Source organism: Neobacillus cucumis (assembly GCF_016908975.1).
GTDB classification, from domain to species: Bacteria; Bacillota; Bacilli; order Bacillales; family Cytobacillaceae; genus Neobacillus; species Neobacillus cucumis.
In genome coordinates this window covers 92,329-109,648 of the sequence record NZ_JAFBEX010000015.1, presented here as the reverse complement: position 1 = coordinate 109,648, position 17,320 = coordinate 92,329, and the positions used below count along the sequence as shown (strand labels likewise).

General features: G+C 39.9%; 12 protein-coding genes, 1 pseudogene and 2 riboswitches. Of the genes and pseudogenes, 4 read left to right on the top strand and 9 right to left on the bottom strand.

Annotated features, from left to right (window positions below):
- Positions 1-202: 202 nt before the first annotated feature.
- The 5 genes from atzF to JOC76_RS19815 all read right to left on the bottom strand — a co-directional run bounded on the left by atzF (position 203) and on the right by JOC76_RS19815 (position 8,693).
- Entirely contained in the window at positions 203-1,939 is a 1,737-nt protein-coding gene (gene atzF, locus JOC76_RS19835; protein ID WP_205180517.1) for an allophanate hydrolase, read from the bottom strand.
- The gene (uca, locus tag JOC76_RS19830) at positions 1,899-5,558 is read right to left on the bottom strand and encodes an urea carboxylase (RefSeq protein ID WP_205180516.1); all 3,660 of its coding nucleotides are present in this window, start codon (positions 5,556-5,558) and stop codon (positions 1,899-1,901) included. The genes atzF and uca overlap by 41 nt, the downstream gene beginning before the upstream one ends.
- 129 nt (positions 5,559-5,687) lie before the next feature.
- Positions 5,688-6,338, bottom strand: a complete 651-nt coding sequence (locus tag JOC76_RS19825) for an urea amidolyase associated protein UAAP2 (protein WP_205180515.1) — start codon at positions 6,336-6,338, stop codon at positions 5,688-5,690.
- Positions 6,338-7,078, bottom strand: coding sequence for an urea amidolyase associated protein UAAP1 (locus JOC76_RS19820; protein WP_205180514.1), 741 nt, complete (start codon positions 7,076-7,078; stop codon positions 6,338-6,340). Before JOC76_RS19820 ends, JOC76_RS19825 begins: the two co-directional genes overlap by 1 nt.
- Positions 7,079-7,133: 55 nt before the next feature.
- Positions 7,134-7,238: riboswitch (guanidine-I (ykkC/yxkD leader) on the bottom strand.
- Between the two features lie 102 nt (positions 7,239-7,340).
- Positions 7,341-8,693, bottom strand: a complete 1,353-nt coding sequence (locus JOC76_RS19815) for an APC family permease (protein ID WP_205180513.1) — start codon at positions 8,691-8,693, stop codon at positions 7,341-7,343.
- Positions 8,694-8,761: 68 nt separating this feature from the next.
- Positions 8,762-8,862: riboswitch (guanidine-I (ykkC/yxkD leader) on the bottom strand.
- Positions 8,863-9,381: 519 nt separating this feature from the next.
- On the opposite strand from JOC76_RS19815, the gene JOC76_RS19810 reads away from it, so the two are divergent.
- A complete protein-coding gene (locus JOC76_RS19810) occupies positions 9,382-11,241 on the top strand; it encodes a beta-glucoside-specific PTS transporter subunit IIABC (RefSeq protein WP_205180512.1) in 1,860 nt (619 codons plus the stop codon).
- An 80-nt stretch (positions 11,242-11,321) separates the two neighbouring features.
- Here the strand turns inward: JOC76_RS19810 and JOC76_RS30130 are convergent.
- Positions 11,322-11,507: pseudogene (locus JOC76_RS30130) on the bottom strand (helix-turn-helix domain-containing protein); the annotation flags it as partial.
- 14 nt (positions 11,508-11,521) lie between these two features.
- Complete coding sequence (locus JOC76_RS19805; RefSeq protein ID WP_239557840.1) at positions 11,522-12,364, bottom strand: cupin domain-containing protein; 843 nt, start codon at positions 12,362-12,364, stop codon at positions 11,522-11,524.
- A gap of 170 nt (positions 12,365-12,534) precedes the next feature.
- On the opposite strand from JOC76_RS19805, the gene JOC76_RS19800 reads away from it, so the two are divergent.
- The 3 genes from JOC76_RS19800 to JOC76_RS19790 all read left to right on the top strand — a co-directional run bounded on the left by JOC76_RS19800 (position 12,535) and on the right by JOC76_RS19790 (position 16,389).
- Positions 12,535-15,138 carry a glycosylhydrolase-like jelly roll fold domain-containing protein gene (locus tag JOC76_RS19800; RefSeq protein WP_239557839.1) on the top strand — a complete coding sequence of 868 codons (2,604 nt, stop codon included), beginning with the start codon at positions 12,535-12,537 and terminating at the stop codon, positions 15,136-15,138.
- An 83-nt stretch (positions 15,139-15,221) separates the two neighbouring features.
- The gene (locus JOC76_RS30905) at positions 15,222-15,305 is read left to right on the top strand and encodes a family 1 glycosylhydrolase (RefSeq protein WP_205180540.1); all 84 of its coding nucleotides are present in this window, start codon (positions 15,222-15,224) and stop codon (positions 15,303-15,305) included.
- Positions 15,306-15,432: 127 nt separating this feature from the next.
- Positions 15,433-16,389, top strand: a complete 957-nt coding sequence (locus JOC76_RS19790) for a fumarylacetoacetate hydrolase family protein (RefSeq protein ID WP_205180510.1) — start codon at positions 15,433-15,435, stop codon at positions 16,387-16,389.
- Positions 16,390-16,497: 108 nt separating this feature from the next.
- Here the strand turns inward: JOC76_RS19790 and JOC76_RS19785 are convergent, their stop codons facing one another.
- Entirely contained in the window at positions 16,498-16,671 is a 174-nt protein-coding gene (locus JOC76_RS19785) for a hypothetical protein (RefSeq protein ID WP_205180509.1), read from the bottom strand.
- Between the two features lie 32 nt (positions 16,672-16,703).
- On the bottom strand, positions 16,704-17,216 hold the full coding sequence (locus JOC76_RS19780; RefSeq protein WP_205180508.1) for a DUF3231 family protein: 513 nt from the start codon (positions 17,214-17,216) through the stop codon (positions 16,704-16,706).
- Positions 17,217-17,320: the final 104 nt, after the last annotated feature.

The window sequence follows — 17,320 nt, the reverse complement described above, 5'->3', positions numbered from 1 at the left end:
GCAAAAAAGCTAGCACAACGGTCGATAAGAAGGGTTCATAAGCCCCGAAGAAGCAAAAAAGCTAGCGGAATAGTCGATAAGATGGGTTTATAAGTCCCGAAAAAGCAAAAAAGCTAGACAATGGGCGATAAGAAGGTTCATGAGCCCCTAAATCAAAGAGCCCACGTAGAACAATTCTATATGGGCTCTCTACATTTCTTAATTAAAGATAGCGCCAACCGCCAGTATACGAAATATCTTCAGAACCCTCCGCAGCGATTGCCTCGCAGACAAATCCTAAAACTTCGCTGCCATCTTCGAGCTCTACTTTCCCAAGACCAAGCGGGGAAGGGATTAAGGAAGCAAAAGAACCAACCTCTGAAAGTGGCATTTCCCACAACTCCAATTCAATCGAAGTTCCTGCATGATTCCGAATTAAACCAGGTTTTGCTGGAACAGTGGCTAACTTGATCATTTTGTATTTAGCAGCTGTTTTGGTCTCGCGAACAAATACAGCTTGGTGTTCAATCATCTGTTTCTCCAGTGGATATCCTCTCATGTGCAGGCCACATACAGCGACAAGGGCGGTAGTGGTATTTGATGAAGATTTTACCCCGTGTAGAAAAAGTTCCGCAAGACCGGAAATCAAGTGTTCGTTTTCATTTCCAGAAAACATTGTAATGCCAAATGGCAGATTTTCTGCGGCATCATCGCTTGGCACCGCAATGGCGCAGAGGTCTAAAAGGTTGCAATGATTCGTATAAAGCCCCATTTTACTGTTCGTTTCAATAGGATTCTCCCGAACTTGGTCACGTGTCCATGTCCCTCCGGTTGTTGGCATTACCAATACAGCATTGGTAAGCTGTTGATGTGCTTTTTGTTTATAAGTTTGCAGCTTGTGAATCGCTTTAAAAACAGAAGCAGCATCATATTTCGGATTTGCACCATTACGGAGGACTTTTTCTGTTACAGGAAAAGCGATCTCTTTGTTAGAAGTAATGAAGGAGCCTAAATCTGCCCAGCGCTCAGCTACCCACGGTCCATCATAAAGAGTTGCTGCTGCATCGGATAAAAATTTACCATCAATGTATTCAACAGGAATCGAAAGGCGCTTAATCCGATCAATAGCAGCTTCCCATGCATGACGATATTCGGCTGCATAGGGTCCAAAAAATTCATGTTCTTCTTTTAATAAAAGAATTTTTTCAGGGAGTGCATTAGGACGGCGCTTTATTGGACGAGACCAAGAATCTTCTTCGTCAATCCCACGGACTACTTCGTCTACAAGCAAGGCCTCCTTGAAACTATTAGCAAATACTGTAACACAATCAATGCTCGCGCAAGCTGGAACAACACCCTTAACTGGCCATGCGCCAAGACTAGGCTTAAACCCTACTAGTCTATTTAAGGCAGCGGGTACACGTCCAGACCCTGCGGTATCTGTACCTAGAGAAAAAGAAGCAAGACCACGGGCAACGGATACGGCTGAACCAGAACTAGAGCCACCGCTAATGAGTTCAGGATTAAGAGCGTTATTCGTTTCTCCAAAGGGGCTCCGTGTTCCTACAAGTCCGGTTGCAAATTGATCAAGATTGGTTTTACCAACAGGAATGGCTCCTGCTTCAATTAACCGCTTTACTGTTGTAGCATGTTCCGTTGGGGTATAGGCAAATTCTGCACAGCCCGCAGTGGTCGAAACTTTGGCTAAATCGATATTGTCCTTGATCGCAAAAGGGATTCCCCAGAGCGGTGTTTGCTCTGGGTCCATTTGCTTTAATCGATTGAGGTAGGGCTGCATAAGCTCCATGGAAGGAGGGGTAATCCAAATATTAAACTCTTTATCTGCCTCTGCACGTTTGATAATTTCCTTACAAACGGCTTCCGGTGTAAGTGTATTAGATTGATAGTTTTTCTTCAACTCATGAATGCACAGCGTTTGCGGTATTTTGATCGTTTGCATTGGTTGCACCTCGCTTTTCCTTTGTAATGGAGACAATTAACTGACCTGCATGAACTTCATCTCCCGGTGAAACATAGATCGAATGAATAAAGCCGTCACATGGTGCCAGTTGTGGAAATTCCATTTTCATACTTTCTTCAATAATTAAAGTATCACCTTTTTTTACTTCATCGCCTGGGGCAACTAGTACTTTCCATATGCTGCCTGGCAAGGCGGTCCGAACTCCTTCAGCACCTTCTGGCAGAACTTCCTCAACAGCTTCCTCAACTTCATGCTCTGAAACAAATTCGGCAAGACCATTTTTGCGCCAGTTTTCTCGTTCCGCACGAAAGGCTGCTTGCTGTGTTTCACGGAATTGTTCCGTGCTCTCTTTGATAGAGTCTAGGAAAGTTAAATAATCGCCAAGTTTAAAAGTTGTTTCGGTAATATCCACTTCAAAGCGGCCTCGTAAAAAGTCTTCACGCATTTCGAGTAGTTCTTCGGCACTGACTGGATAGAATTGAATTTGGTCAAAGAACCGAAGCAGCCATGGTGTGTCTCTCTGGAAGCTTTTTGTCTCGCGCAGACGGTTCCAAACCTGGACAGTACGCCCAACAAATTGATATCCACCAGGTCCTTCCATTCCATATACACACATGTATGCTCCGCCAATTCCAACAGCATTTTCCGGTGTCCATGTTCGAGCAGGATTGTATTTCGTTGTTACTAACCGGTGACGAGGGTCTACAGGTGTTGCAACAGGGGCCCCAAGATAAACATCACCTAGACCAAGTACAAGGTAATTGGCATCAAAAACAACTCGTTTTACCTCTTCAATGTCCTTTAGTCCATTAACGCGGCGGATGAACTCAAGATTGCTTGGGCACCAAGGTGCATCAGGTCGTACATTTTGTTGGTAACGATCGATGGCAAGTCTTGTTGCCGGATCATCCCACGAAAGCGGCAAGCGAACAATACGGGACGGAACTTCCATTTCTTCTAATCGAGGCAGTTTCTCATGAATCGAAACAATCATCTCAACTGCAGATAAAATGGACATTTCCGTTGCATTAAAATGGACCTGAAGGGAACGAATACCTGGTGTCAAATCTAATACCGGAATGTTTGACTCCATTTTGATTGCTTCCATTAAGGCATGCACCTGAAAACGAAGTAGAAGATCCAGCTCCAAGTCGCCGTATTCAATTAGTATGTTCGCATCTCCTGCTGCACGAATCGTCATCGGAAAGTTACCGTTAGAAACTCTACGAAGAACAGGGTAGTCCGTTGAAAATGATTTAACCTCTTTAGGTAAGGAGGGAAGTTCGTCAATACCAGTATCCATTGTGCCAACTGATTCTAGAAATTGCTCTTGCTGTTTACGAAGCTTATCTGCTTCTTCAAGAGTAAGTAAGCGGAATTGAATCCGGTCTCCGGCATGTAGCTGGCCAATCTTCCAGAATTCGGCTGATGCAGTGGTTACAGGACAAACGAATCCACCTAAACTAGGGCCATCCGGTCCAAGTAAAATTGGCATATCACCAGTTAAATCCAATGTACCAATTGCATAGGCGTTATCGTGAATATTGGATGGATGAAGACCTGCTTCTCCACCATCTTCTCGTGCCCAAAGGGGAGCGGGACCTATCAAGCGGACACCGGTCCGTGAGCTGTTAAAATGAACTTCCCAGCTTGTGCTTGTTAATTGATCTAAGTAGTCAGGTAATAGAAATTCTTCTGTACAATGCGGACCAGGGATCACGCCAATCGTCCAGTTCTGTTCGATAGTAGGTTGCTTTACAGCAGGAAGCTCGTTTGTCAAAGTAATCTCACTTCGATTAACGCGTAACACATCCCCGGTTCGAAGAGCTCTGCCGCCATGACCGCCAAAGCCACCGAGAGTAAAGGTTGATGCACTACCGAGATGAAGCGGCATATCCAATCCGCCAGCTACTAATAAATAAGTACGCATACCAGAAGCGGCTTCTCCAAAGGAAAGAACCTGTCCACGCTGAACTTCAAGAACCTTATACATTGGTACTTTCTGATCATCAAGCTTGGCATTCATATCTGCACCCGATAAAACAATCGTCATATCACTACGGAAGCGATAGGAGCCGCCGCGAAGTGTCAATTCAAGACCAGCAGCATGATCTTCATTGCCAAGTAATTTATTACCGATTCTAAAAGAGAACGGATCCATCGGTCCACAAGGGGGAACGCCTACATCCCAATGTCCAACTCGACCAGGCCAGTCTTGAACAGTTGTTTGGATTCCGCCATCGAGCACTTCAATCGCAGATTCGTCTGGGAAAAACTCCTTTAACATTTGTGTATGGACATTTCCAGTCCGGCAATCCTTTTCAGCCAATAGAGCCTGAATATATTGAAGATTTGTGGTAACACCATATAGGCGAGTATCTTCAAGAGCTAAACTCAACTGATCCAGTGCTTCTTCCCGGGTGTCCGCATGAACAATAATTTTCGCTAACATTGGGTCATAAAGGGGAGTAACCACTAGACCATCACGAACCCATGTTTCAATACGCGCATTGTCGGAAAACACAACCTTATCAAGCTGACCGCCACTTGGACGGAAGTCATTTAAGCAATCTTCGGCATAGATACGAGCCTGAATACTGTGTCCTTTTGGAGCTGAGTAGAGTGAATCTAAGGAACGTAATTCACCAGCAGCTTCCCGGACCATCCATTCAACCAAATCAATGTTCAACACTTCTTCGGTTACACCGTGCTCCACTTGAAGACGGGTGTTGACTTCTAGAAAATAAAAGCGTTCCTCGTTGGGATCATATAAAAATTCAACCGTACCGGCACTACGATAGCCAACTTCAGATGCTAATCGTTTCGCGGAGGCAAGCATTTCTTCTCTTACAGCAGAAGGGAAGCAGGGAGCGGGACTTTCTTCAACCACTTTTTGGTTGCGGCGCTGGATTGAACAATCACGTTCACCAAGTGCAGCCACTTCACCATACTCATTTCCAAATATCTGAACCTCTACATGTCGGGCTTTTTGAATGTATTTCTCTAAAAATACACCGCCATTATTAAAATTCGCCTCCGCTAATCTACACACAGAATCAAACGCCTCACGGAGGGAGAGAGAATCGTGGCAAACTCGCATTCCAATTCCGCCGCCACCGGCCGTACTTTTTAACATAATCGGATAGCCGATCCGTTCAGCCTCTAAAAGAGCCGTGTTTAAATCGGTAATAAGAGATGTTCCTGGAAGAAGGGGAACATTTGCGTTTACCGCAATTTCACGTGCAGAGTGTTTTAAGCCAAACAGCTCCATCTGCTCTGGAGTTGGTCCAATAAAAGTAATTCCTTTTTCACGACAAGCACGAGCGAAATCAGCATTTTCACTTAAAAATCCATAGCCTGGGTGAATGGCATTTACTCCGTTGTCAATCGCTGCCTGTAAAATGAGGTCAGCATTTAAATAACTATCTTTAGCAGGACCTTCGCCAATTAATATGGCCTGATCGGCAAAGTCTACATGAAGGCTGTCTTGATCGGCTTTCGTATATACAGCGACAGATTGGATGCCCATCTTTCGCAATGTTCTTTCAATTCGAACAGCAATGGCGCCACGGTTGGCAATTAATATCTTTTTAAACATGGATGAACACTCCTTTAGTTGAGATGTTAAGAACGTTAAAATCGACTTCAAGAATTGTCTAGCTCCAGCGCCTAGCCCCTCGAGGTCTTAAGCTTGTCGGGGCTGACCGAGGCGCTTGCGCTTTTCTTATTATTTATCCCAGACTAATACTTGAATAGGTGTCGGATTATACGCATTACAAGGGTTATTAAGCTGCGGACAGTTACTGATTAGAACGAGTGTTCTCGAGATTGCTTTTAGTTCTACATAGTAACCTGGTGCAGACACACCATCTGCAAATGTCAATCCTCCCTCAGGTGTAAGAGGAACGTTCATGAAGAAATTGACATTGGGAGCTAAATCCCGCTTTGTGAATCTGCTGTCGTATTTCGCTAATTGGAGCATAAAGGTATCACGGCAATTATGCATTGGCAGTGTATCATGCGAATACCTTACCGTGTTGCTTTGTGCGGAACAGGCACCACCAAGGGTATCGTGACGGCCGCAAGTGTCGGCGACAATTTGAACAAGTTCTTTTCCGGATTCGGATACAAGGACGGATCCAGTTGACAGATAAACATTGCCCTGTCTTTGAATAGTGTTGACTGCACTATAATGATCAGAAGGATGGTCTGCGTCATAGAAAAGGGTATCCGCTGCTTGATTGCCTTCTAGGTCGACAATTCGAAGGACCTGCCCAGGCTCGAGGGTGTATATCCATCCTTCACCAGCCGGGATGGTTTTGTTATAAAAGGCATTTTCCATTTTTCTCTCACTTACTGCATGATTTAAAACAGCCATTAGCGAATTCCTCCTTTGGAAAGTAAAACGTATTCCCATGTATTTTCAAATGCACGACGGTTTTCAGGTCGATAATTTAAACAAAGATCATTTTCTTGAACTGGATCAGCTTCAGAAATCGATATTTGAACAGGAACGGAAGGGTATGCCGTTGCTGGATTGAGTGGGTTCGGCGTATTGGATAAGACCAAAATAATGTCCATTTCTGTCCGAAGCGTCACAGTGTCACCTTTTTGGCTATGTTCCGCGACATAATGTAAATTTCCTTCATGGTCAGCATAAACCTTAGAAAATAGATTGATGACTGGTGTCAGATCTCTAGGTGTTAAACCATTACGGAATAGCTCAACTGAAAAATTTTCTTCCCCGCTTCTGTAAAAATCATTTCGTTGTTTTTGGTAAGAGGTGATGCCATATTTTTGGTTGGTCAGTGCCCGAGAGGTATACCCCGAAATGGTATCGTGCCAGCCGAGAGTATCTTCAATGATGCTCGCAAGCACCCTGCCGTTGTCGCTCATTAAAACGTGTCCCTTTGTTAAATGAGAAGTGTGCTTTGCTTTTAGTGTATCTGGCATATTATAACGCTCTGCTGGATCATGGGCGTTATATAGCAGAAGCGAAATATTTGCACCGTCCTCGAGTGCTGTAAAAGTGATTTGTTTTCCGCGGCTAATAGGGGTAGACCATTTTCCTCCCGCGGGTATCGTTTTTGATATTTGGGATGGTGATAGAGTGTACATATGTTTTTTCCTCCTCGTCATAAAATTAAAAAGGATAAAAACCATAGGGAGATGAATCTCCCAGGCTTTTATCCTTCCGTGTATACAGCTAAACTGTACGCTCTCTCTCGGACCAGTCTTTAAAGATGTTTCTTTAAACGGAACCCTAGAGAGCTTTTTGTTCCCAACCATTTGTGGGAACCTTTATTTAAGATGGTTTTAGTATATCGTTTGAATGTGAGATCCAACAACATTCGTGTTAGATTTTCTAACATAGTTTTTGCTAGTCAACTAGTTGTTTCACCTCGGTGATTGCGTATTTTCTATCACGCGCTGATTCCCATTTTGATTTAACGAACAGGTATATGAACCCAATCGTCACCCAAATCAATCCAATCATAAGAGTTGTTTTATCAAGCAATGTTAGTAGCCATCCGATGAAACCAGCCCCAATAAGTGGGAAGATTAGGTACATGAACGTCTCCTTAGGTGACCTTCTTTTCTGCTTGATATAGTAATGGAAGATGACAGAAAGATTCACAAACGTAAACGCAGTTAGAGCACCAAAACTTACAAAAAGCACGGCAGAATCAAGATTGATAAACACTGCTGAAAGAGAAATGACTGAAACAAAGACAATGTTTGAAACGGGTGTTTTGTATTTTGGATGAATCGTCGTAAATAATTTTTTGGGCAATATCGATTCACGTCCAAGAGCAAAAAGGAAGCGGCTGACACTTGTGACAGATGAGACACCCTGTGTAAAGGTCGCCACGATTAATACCATGATAAAAATCGAGCTTAATAAGTTGCCTCCAACAAGCTGAACAAGACTGTATGCGGCATTATCTGGATTTGTAAAAGTGAAATTCGGGAAAGCAATTTGTGATAAGTAGGAAATCGCTACATACATAACCACCGCAATAATGACAATCAGGTAAATGGCTTTAGGAATAGTTTTCTTTGCTTCAATTGTCTCTTCAGCCATTGTGGTAACAGCATCAAAACCAAGGAAACAGAAACAGATCAAAGCAGCTCCTGATAAAACTCCGCCAACTGACGTATGATCATTAAAAAACGGTGCTAAAGTGAAAATAGAAGTGGAATCCGTTTGACCAGTTAGAATATCCTTCGCTACTAAAATACAAAAGAGAATGATAAACGCAATTTGGAAGAGGACTGACAAACCGCTTACGCGAGCAGCTGATTTAATCCCGATAATATTGACGAGCGAAAGGACTACATTCATCACGATAATCCATACAAAAACAGGTATGGAAGGAAATTCGGTATTCATAAAGATGCCAAAAGTAAGGATCGCAATAATGGGAGAGAAAATATAGTCTAATAGAAGGGCCCAGCCAACTAAATAACCAGCAATGGGGTGAACAGCTTTTTTGGTATAAATATAGGCTGAACCAGAAATAGGATAGGCCTTTACCATTTGACTATAGCTATAAGCAGTAAAGAAGATTGCAATAAATGCGGTGACATAAGCCGCTGCGAGCATTCCTCCAGCAGCCTCGAAGGCAACCCCGTAAACAGTGAAATAAATCATCGGTGTCATCCAAGCGAGCCCCATAAAAACAACTTGGCTTAGTGTTAGTGATTTGGCAAGTGTTGGTTTTTCGTTCATTTTTGATCCATCCTTTTCCATAATTTGATTGGAAAAGTAAAAGCCCGGGAGAATTTTTATTAAAAAAATTCTCCCGGGCTTTTATCCCTCCGTGTATACAGCCGAACTGTACGCTCTCTCTCGGTCCAGACTTTAAAAATTTTTAAACGGAACCCTAGAAAGCAAATTTTGTTTCCCGATTTTTAAAATGAGAAACCTTTATGTGGTTGATACGTTGAAGTATAAAGGAGAAAAAAGAGGATTGCACTGTTTGTGTTAGGTTTCCTAACATGGAAGTTGGGATAGTGCTTTGTTAGCATATTTTATAGTTCTGATTTTAATCCATGTCCTAATAAATAGAGTAAAATAGATATTAAGTTTGGTAAGTCAAGTGGTTAAGTACGGACTCTATTGTAAGGATAGAATTGTTGATACCATATGAAATATAAAGTATTGAAGAAGGTAAGGGCCCTTATCTTATTTGATACAGGAAATGCAGCAGGGAGTGAAGTTAGTATCTTTATATAAATTACATGTTTGATCAAGACAAGATTATTCTAGTAATGATATATTTTTTCTTAATACGTTTTTTAGAAATGATGTAAACGCTTAATAGAAAGCGTTTCAATGTATGCTATATAGAGGAATGTGAAACGATTTTTTAATATGAATTTAAAAAAACATTTACATGAAATAAGGAGGGGTAAAGATGGATTTTCGCAAATTAGCCAGTGATATTATTCGTAATGTTGGAGGAAAGGAAAATATTAATAGTGTTATCCATTGTGTAACGCGCTTACGATTTAGTTTAAAAGATCATTCTCTTGCCAATACAGATAAAATTAAAGAAATGGATGGCGTCATAACCGTTGTTATGAGTGGGGGACAATATCAGGTTGTGATTGGAAACCAAGTTAAAGATGTATTTAATGAAGTAATTAACATTCTTGGAAATTCTTACTCGGGAAACGGAGGAGAGGCTGCAGAAACAAAGGAAAAAAATGCCTTTAATCGTTTTATTGATGTAATAATCGGAATTATTTCTCCTATGATGGGACTATTAGCAGCATCAGGTATATTAAAAGGATTAATTGGAGCGTCTACTGCTTTGCACTGGTTACAAGCTACAGACGGAACGTACATTCTTTTAAATGCACTTGGTGACGGTTTATTCTATTTTCTTCCTATTATGGTTGGTTTCTCGGCTGGTAAGACATTTAATGCTAACCCATATATACCAGCTGCAATTGGAGCAGCATTGGTTTATCCAGCCGTTGTGGCTGCTGTTAGTGCTGGAAAAGCATTAACTTTTGCTGGTATACCTATTATACTTACAAATTATACATCATCATTGTTTCCAATTATCATGGCCGCTTGGGTAGCCGCAAAGATAGAGAAATGGCTGGAAAAGAAATTACCATCATCTCTAAAATTGATCTTTGTACCACTGATTACCATGGTTGTAACTGGAATACTGACATTTTTGGCTGTAGGTCCTGTCCTTAATGAATTTAGTTCACTACTTGCAAATATTACGATGGGGATCTATCATTTAAGCCCAATCATCGCAGGTGTTATATTAGGAGCTTTTTGGCAATTAGTAGTCATTTTTGGATTACATTATGCTTTTATACCTGTACTGATCAATAACATGACAACGCTTCACTACGATCCAGTAAATGCTATTTTAACCGTTACGGTATTTGCTCAGGTAGGTGCTGCATTGGGTGTATTCTTAAAAGCGAAAAACAAAAAAGTACGTAGCATCGCTGGATCAGCTACGGTTTCTGCCTTACTAGGCATTACAGAACCTGCAATATATGGTATATCTTTACCGTATAAAAAACCTTTTGTAATGGCTGGTATTGCTGGCGGAATTGGCGGTGGTATAACCGCAGCAATGGGGGCAAAGATGTTTGGATTTGGTGGGGCTGGAATTTTCGCTGCCCCAATGTTTATTAATCCTAAAGGAATCGATTCAAGTTTTTATGGCTTTTTAATCTCAGCTCTGGTAGCAGTGATTGGAGCGGCACTCCTAACCTATCTTTTTGGATACAAAGATAAGGCACAAACGAAAAATCTAGAGAGTAATGAGTATAGAGACAGTAAAGACAATCTTAACATTTATAACACCATTCAAGGAGCGATTATTCCTTTAAGCGAAGTAAAAGATGAAGTTTTCTCAAGTGGTGCAATGGGGAATGGGTTTGCTGTTATTCCTGATGATAATAAAGTCTATGCTCCATTTGATGGCAAGGTTTTATCGGTTTTTGGTACCAAACATGCTATTGGTTTAATTTCTAATGATGGAGTAGAACTACTCATTCACATGGGGATTAATACAGTAGAACTTAACGGTAGTCCATTTGAGATCAAGGTAAAGGATAATGAAGTAATTAAAAAGGGGCAGCTTATAGCTGAAGTTAACTGGAAATTAGTCAGTACAAAAAACTATGATATTACAACACCAATAATTGTTACAAATACGGCAGACTATCAATCTGTTATCTTAAAAGTTGATAAAAATAAAAAAGTGAATATAGGAGAATTGGTTCTAACAGTGAATTAAAACATTCTTCCGGCATATAAAAGTCCCTGACTTGCGGCAATATTATTTGCTTCGAGTACAGGGCTTTTATCATCAGAAGGTTAACTGAATCTTTTTCGATATTCACTCGGAGTCTGGTCAAAATAGGCAACAAACTTTTTATAGAAAAAACCTAGATTGTTGTAACCAATTTCATTCGCTATTTCTTGTACGGTTAAAGAAGAATTCGTTAATAGGATACTTGCCTTCGTCATTCTTTGCATTTGGATTAATTCTTTAAACGAATAGCCAGTTACTTTTTTTAGAAAAGCCGTAAAATAGTTGGGATGAAAATTAAAATGCTCTGCCGTGAATTAAGCGTACAGTCTTTGTAGTTATCCTCTAGGTATTTTAGGATATTAACCAGATCTGTATTAGAAGAGGCATTATAATCCTTTGCTTGGTTCTTTTGAAATGTTCGAATTAACTCACTGAAAACAATGACCATATAGGATTCAATGATTTCCTTCGAGCAAATTTGGGGATTAAAAAATTCGCACATTAAATTCTCCATCATCTCTTTAAATGAGATGTTGTTACCAGTTTGAAAGATAATATACCGATTATGGTTTTGGGTTTGTGAGATGGCATTTACAAGAAAATTGGAAATGATTCCGGTGCCTGCCAGCCTGCTTAAAAAAGAAGTCGTAAAAAAAGGTTTCAACATAATAAAGTTGATAATGATATCATTTTCGGTTGTTTCAAGAATCGTATGCGGTACATTGGTATCCAAAATACAGATGTCGCCTTCCTGTAGAGTGACTAATTTTCCGTTGATTAACTGCTTACACTGACCGGTATAGACATAGTTCATTTCCACATAATTGTGAATATGTATGGGTAACTTTGAGTACCTTGAATGCTGGGTAATCGCAAGTTGCAGGTTGAGATCACTATGGTCAGAGTTCCTTGGGAATTTGGTGTTCCGATAGGAGATTCGATTCAAATCAGTATCAAAATCAAAAATATATATCGGTTCTTTGGATTCGTGATTAACTCTATTAAAATTCTCGTATAATTTTAACCCTCGTTCAGGATCTTTTTTATGACGTAATTCACTTTCTGACATTTCTTTCAGCCGGTTTCTTAATTCTTCACGGTTCATCGTTATCTCACCTCTAAATGATGATTATAAGAAGTTAAGTTTGGTAAGTCAATTGGTTAAGTAATGATGATATTCCGAAAAACATTTATTTGGTACCATTTCAATATAAGAACAGCGTAAATAGATAGATTTAGAATAAATTACTCAAATGAAAATATATACAGTTAGGAATGATTTTAGTGAAAAGATTAACAGAAGTATTGGAGAATAGACAGGAAAATTATATCCTTCCGTTTTTCTGGATGCATGGTGAAGAAGAAGCTATCTTGAGAGAAGTGATGGAAAAGATATATGATGCCGGTATTAAGGCAGTATGTATAGAATCAAGACCACATCCCGACTTTTGCGGTGATAAATGGTGGCGGGACATGGATATTATCATGGATGAGGCCAGAAAACGCGGAATGAAAGTATGGATTCTTGATGATTCCCATTTTCCAACCGGGTATGCGAATGGAAAAATTGTTTCTGACTACCCTGACTTAGTAAAGAAATATCTTAAAATACATCAACTAGACTTTGTCGGACCCTTACAGGATGCTTCGTTTCTAGTAAAATGGGCAAGCCCCGGAAATCGGATGTCTCTCAAAGGTATGATGACACCTGTAAATGATCATATATTGGGGATTATTGCAGCCAAGAAAACAGGGGCTAACAGCATTGATCCTTCTACACTTATAGATGTAACGGCTAATGAAAGAGATGGCGTCGTATACTGGGATCTACCGGAAGGGGAATGGAGAATTTTTGTTATGCTCGAGACCATTCATGGCGGAGAACCCCAAACAGAAGGATATCTTAATCCGCTTGACCCAAAAGCTGTTCAAGTGCTTATTGATGAGGTCTATGAATCCCACTATCGCCACTATAAGGATGACTTTGGAAAAACCTTAGCCGGATTCTTTTCGGATGAGCCCCGTTTTGGCAATATGCATGGAGCGATGGGTTCTATCGGTAGATTTGATATGGTGCTTCCATGGAAAAGGGGATTAGAGGAATTGTTCACAGCGGAAGATTTTTTAAAACTTCCATTGCTTTCACCTATTGAAGCTGGAGGAGAAGAACAATCTATACGTTATAAGTACATGGATATGGTCAGCAAGATGTATGGAAAATCTTTCACAGGAACATTGGCAGCATGGTGTCGCGAACATGGTGTGGAATATATCGGTCATTTAATCGAAGACAACAATGCCCATGCAAGACTTGGATATGGTGCAGGGCATTTCTTCCGTGCGATTTGGGAACAAGATATGTCTGGTATTGATGTTGTATTGAATCAAATTATGCCTGGGATGGACAAAGGTTCCTTTAAATCGATGACCTCTAATGGATGGGATGGTGAGTTTTTCCATTATGGCCTAGCTAAAATGGGAACATCTCTCGGGCATCTTGACCCTAAGAAGAAAAACAGGACTATGTGTGAGGTTTATGGGGCATATGGTTGGTCTGAAGGAATTAAATTAATGAAATGGATTACTGATCATATGTTAGTCCGCGGTGTAACTCATTTTGTTCCACATGCATTCTCACCGAAGGACTTTCCAGACCCAGACTGTCCTCCACACTTCTATGCAAGGGGGCATAATCCACAATACAGATTTATGCGTGTATTATTCGATTATCTCAATCGTGTCAGTCATTTGTTAAATGGAGGTAAACATGTTGCCAATGTCGGTCTCCTTTACCATGCTGAAGCAGAATGGCTTGGAGATTATATGCTTTTCCAGAAGCCCGCACGTGAGTTGACACAGAATCAAATTGACTTTGATGTCATTCCGATTGATTTAATCGTAGAAGCTGAGATTGGTGAAAAAACGTATACGATTAATGGTGAAACGTTTAGTGCTCTTGTCATTCCTTATGCTGAAGCATTGCCGCAACGATTATTAGTGAAAACAAAAGAAATGGCACTAGCTGGTATTTTGGTTCAGTTTATCGATGGCCTACCGTTAAAAAATGAACTGGGAAATGATGTGAATCAAAATCTTTTAGAAGGTGTAAAGGTTTCAAGTTTAAATGAATTCATCACGGAGTTAAAGGATAGTAATCACAACGATATTAAAGTTTCTGAATACCAACCATACCTGCGCTACTATCATTACCAGCAGGAAGACGGTAATCTCTATATGTTCTTTAATGAAGATCCATACGAAGTAATTGAAACAACGATTTCGTTAGGACGCCGAACCCAAGTAGTTGGCTACAATGGATTCACGAACAAACTTGTTCCTATCTCCCAAGAAATTGTAGATGGACAAACCGAAATAAATATAACTCTATCTCCTTATGAATCTATCATAGTTTTAGAAGGCCCAGAAAAACTTGAGAGAAATGAGGTACCATTACAAGTATTTTCTGAAGTGGAAGGACAATGGAATATTTCTTTTGCTACTGCTGAATCATATCCTGTTTTCACTTCAGAAAAAATAATGACCCATCTGCAAGATATTTCAAGAATAGAGGGAAAAGAAACATTCTCTGGAACCATCAGATATCAAATTGAGTTTGAACTTAATGAAAAAGCGGATCAGGCAGCTATCGATTTGGGACGTGTATATGAAGTAGCTGAAGTGATTGTAAATGGTAAAAACTTTGGAGTAAAGATTAATCCTCCGTACATTTTTGAAGTAGAAGAGGTATTAAAGGAAGGGAAAAATGAAATAGTGATTGAGGTTACAAATAATCTTGGAAAACAACAGCAGGATTATTTATCACAATTTATGATTCAAGAACCTACAGGCCTTCTTGGTCCGGTTCGAATTTTAAAATAGTGTCTGCTTCGATTCAATTCAAATTCTGAACATTCTACTAATAATAAAGTATAATAATTGGTTAGAAGGGAAGCATTCTATGAATGACAAGGTTTTCATTTCCTAAAGATTTTTTATGGGGTGGAGCGATTGTGGCCAACCAGACAGAAGGTGCCTATTCAAAATAAGGAGACATAAAAGTACCTATTACTTTTATGTCTATTTTTTATGCTAATCCAGACTTCCTGCAAAACAACATAAAATAGCTTAAAATAAAATAGGAATAGAAGCTTAACAGCTTAAGGAGGAGTATCAATGGGAATATATGTAGCACGTTTTGAGAACAATGGTGAGGTTCATTGGGGTGTGGTGGAAAATGAGCGGATTTATCCATTAAAGGAAAACTTTGAAACGCTAAAATCTTTTTTAGAAAATGGCATTACGGAGGCTAAAAAAGTTGCATCGGAGGGAGATTCAAGTCTAGCACTTAGTGATGTAAAATTATTAAGTCCCATCACTCAACAAGCACAAATCGTCTGCCAAGGGACTAACTATTCAGCCCATAGAGCCGAAACAGGTCTTGATGTAAAAAGACCATCTTTTAATCTCATCTTTACAAAGGCTTCAAGTACTCTCGCGGGGCCTGGTGATGAAATTATTTGTCCACCACATGTAGAGCTATTAGATTATGAAATAGAAGTAGGTCTAGTTATTGGTAAAGAAATTACAGAACAACTAAATATAACAAAAGAGAATATCCACGAATATGTGGCCGGAATTGTCATCACCAACGATATTTCCGCAAGAGATATACAATTTACCCATTTACAATGGTATAAAGGAAAAAGTTATCGAACATTCTGTCCAACAGGCCCTTTTCTTTATTTATTGGATAAACAAGAGCTGCCGATTTTACATAATTTAGATATTACACTAACCGTAAATGGAGAGGTACGCCAATCCGCTAACACATCACAGTTATTATTTAAGCCAGAAGAGACCTTAACAGAGTTATCAGGTCTTATGAATTTCTATCCAGGTGATCTAATTATGACTGGAACTCCGGGTGGTGTGGCAATGCATTTAACACCTCAAGAGATGGAAGTGCTGCAAAGTCCTGCAATTGCTTTTGAAGAAAAAAAACATACGATTATCAATCAAAAGAATTTACCTAATTATTTAAAAGCAGGGGATTTGATTTGTTGCGAGATCAAGTCATCGGATGACAAGATAAATCTAGGAGTTTTAGAAAACAAGGTAGTCTCCTCTTAAGGATGATTGGAATAAAGATAGGTTTAAAAATAAACTTTTATAAAACCAGCCTGTAAAGGGCTGGTTTCTTATAATGTATTTTATTGAGGAACAATAATTTGAAAAAAACTACTTATTGGTTCTATCAGTTTGATTATTTAGTTCGTCTTTTGCAATCTGTTCCATACTGTTTCCACCATAATCTGGTACATTGCCTGCATGCTCCCGATGATATTCAGAACCAGATCCTTGAGCACTATTTATTGTATTTCGATTTTGTTGTTTAGAATCTTGAGCTGCCATTTAGTTCACCTCATGTTGAATTATGAATACTACTAGCATTCGTGATGTTTATTAAAATGTAACGGCGGAGGAATCAACCAGCCTTTTTCTTTATTTAAGCGAAGGATTTTTGCGGCAAGAGTTGCCTTTTGCATATGAAATTGTCCATACAGAATGCCGATATCCTCTCTAATAGACATACCCATGACTTGACTGCAGGCGACTAAACCGGCAGCCGTATCAACGGCTAGTGTAGCAGCAATTGCCGGGTCTGGAATTCTTGCTCCAATTGGAATATCCTCTAAACAAGCTTCCGGAGGGTCAGGCAGTGCAGGAGCCAAACCAATGCCATTTTCCTTTAAAATTTCCTCAATCTGTTTCTTTTGTTGTTCCCCAATTTCAATTGCTTCAATAAGTATCTTTTTTAAATCTTCATCACCAGCATGATTTATCATGGTTTTATAACCGGCGATCATATTGTTGCCAGCTAAATGTGATGCCCAAATATCAAAGACCTCGCCATAATGTAATGGCTCTTCTTTTGGATTACCACTTAATATTCCCATTGTTACCCTCCTTAAGGTATTTGAAAAGCTATACAGGATAAGTGCCTCCCTTCTTGAAGCGCACAAGGATAGTTTTCCTACAGCATTAAAATTAATTCTATAAA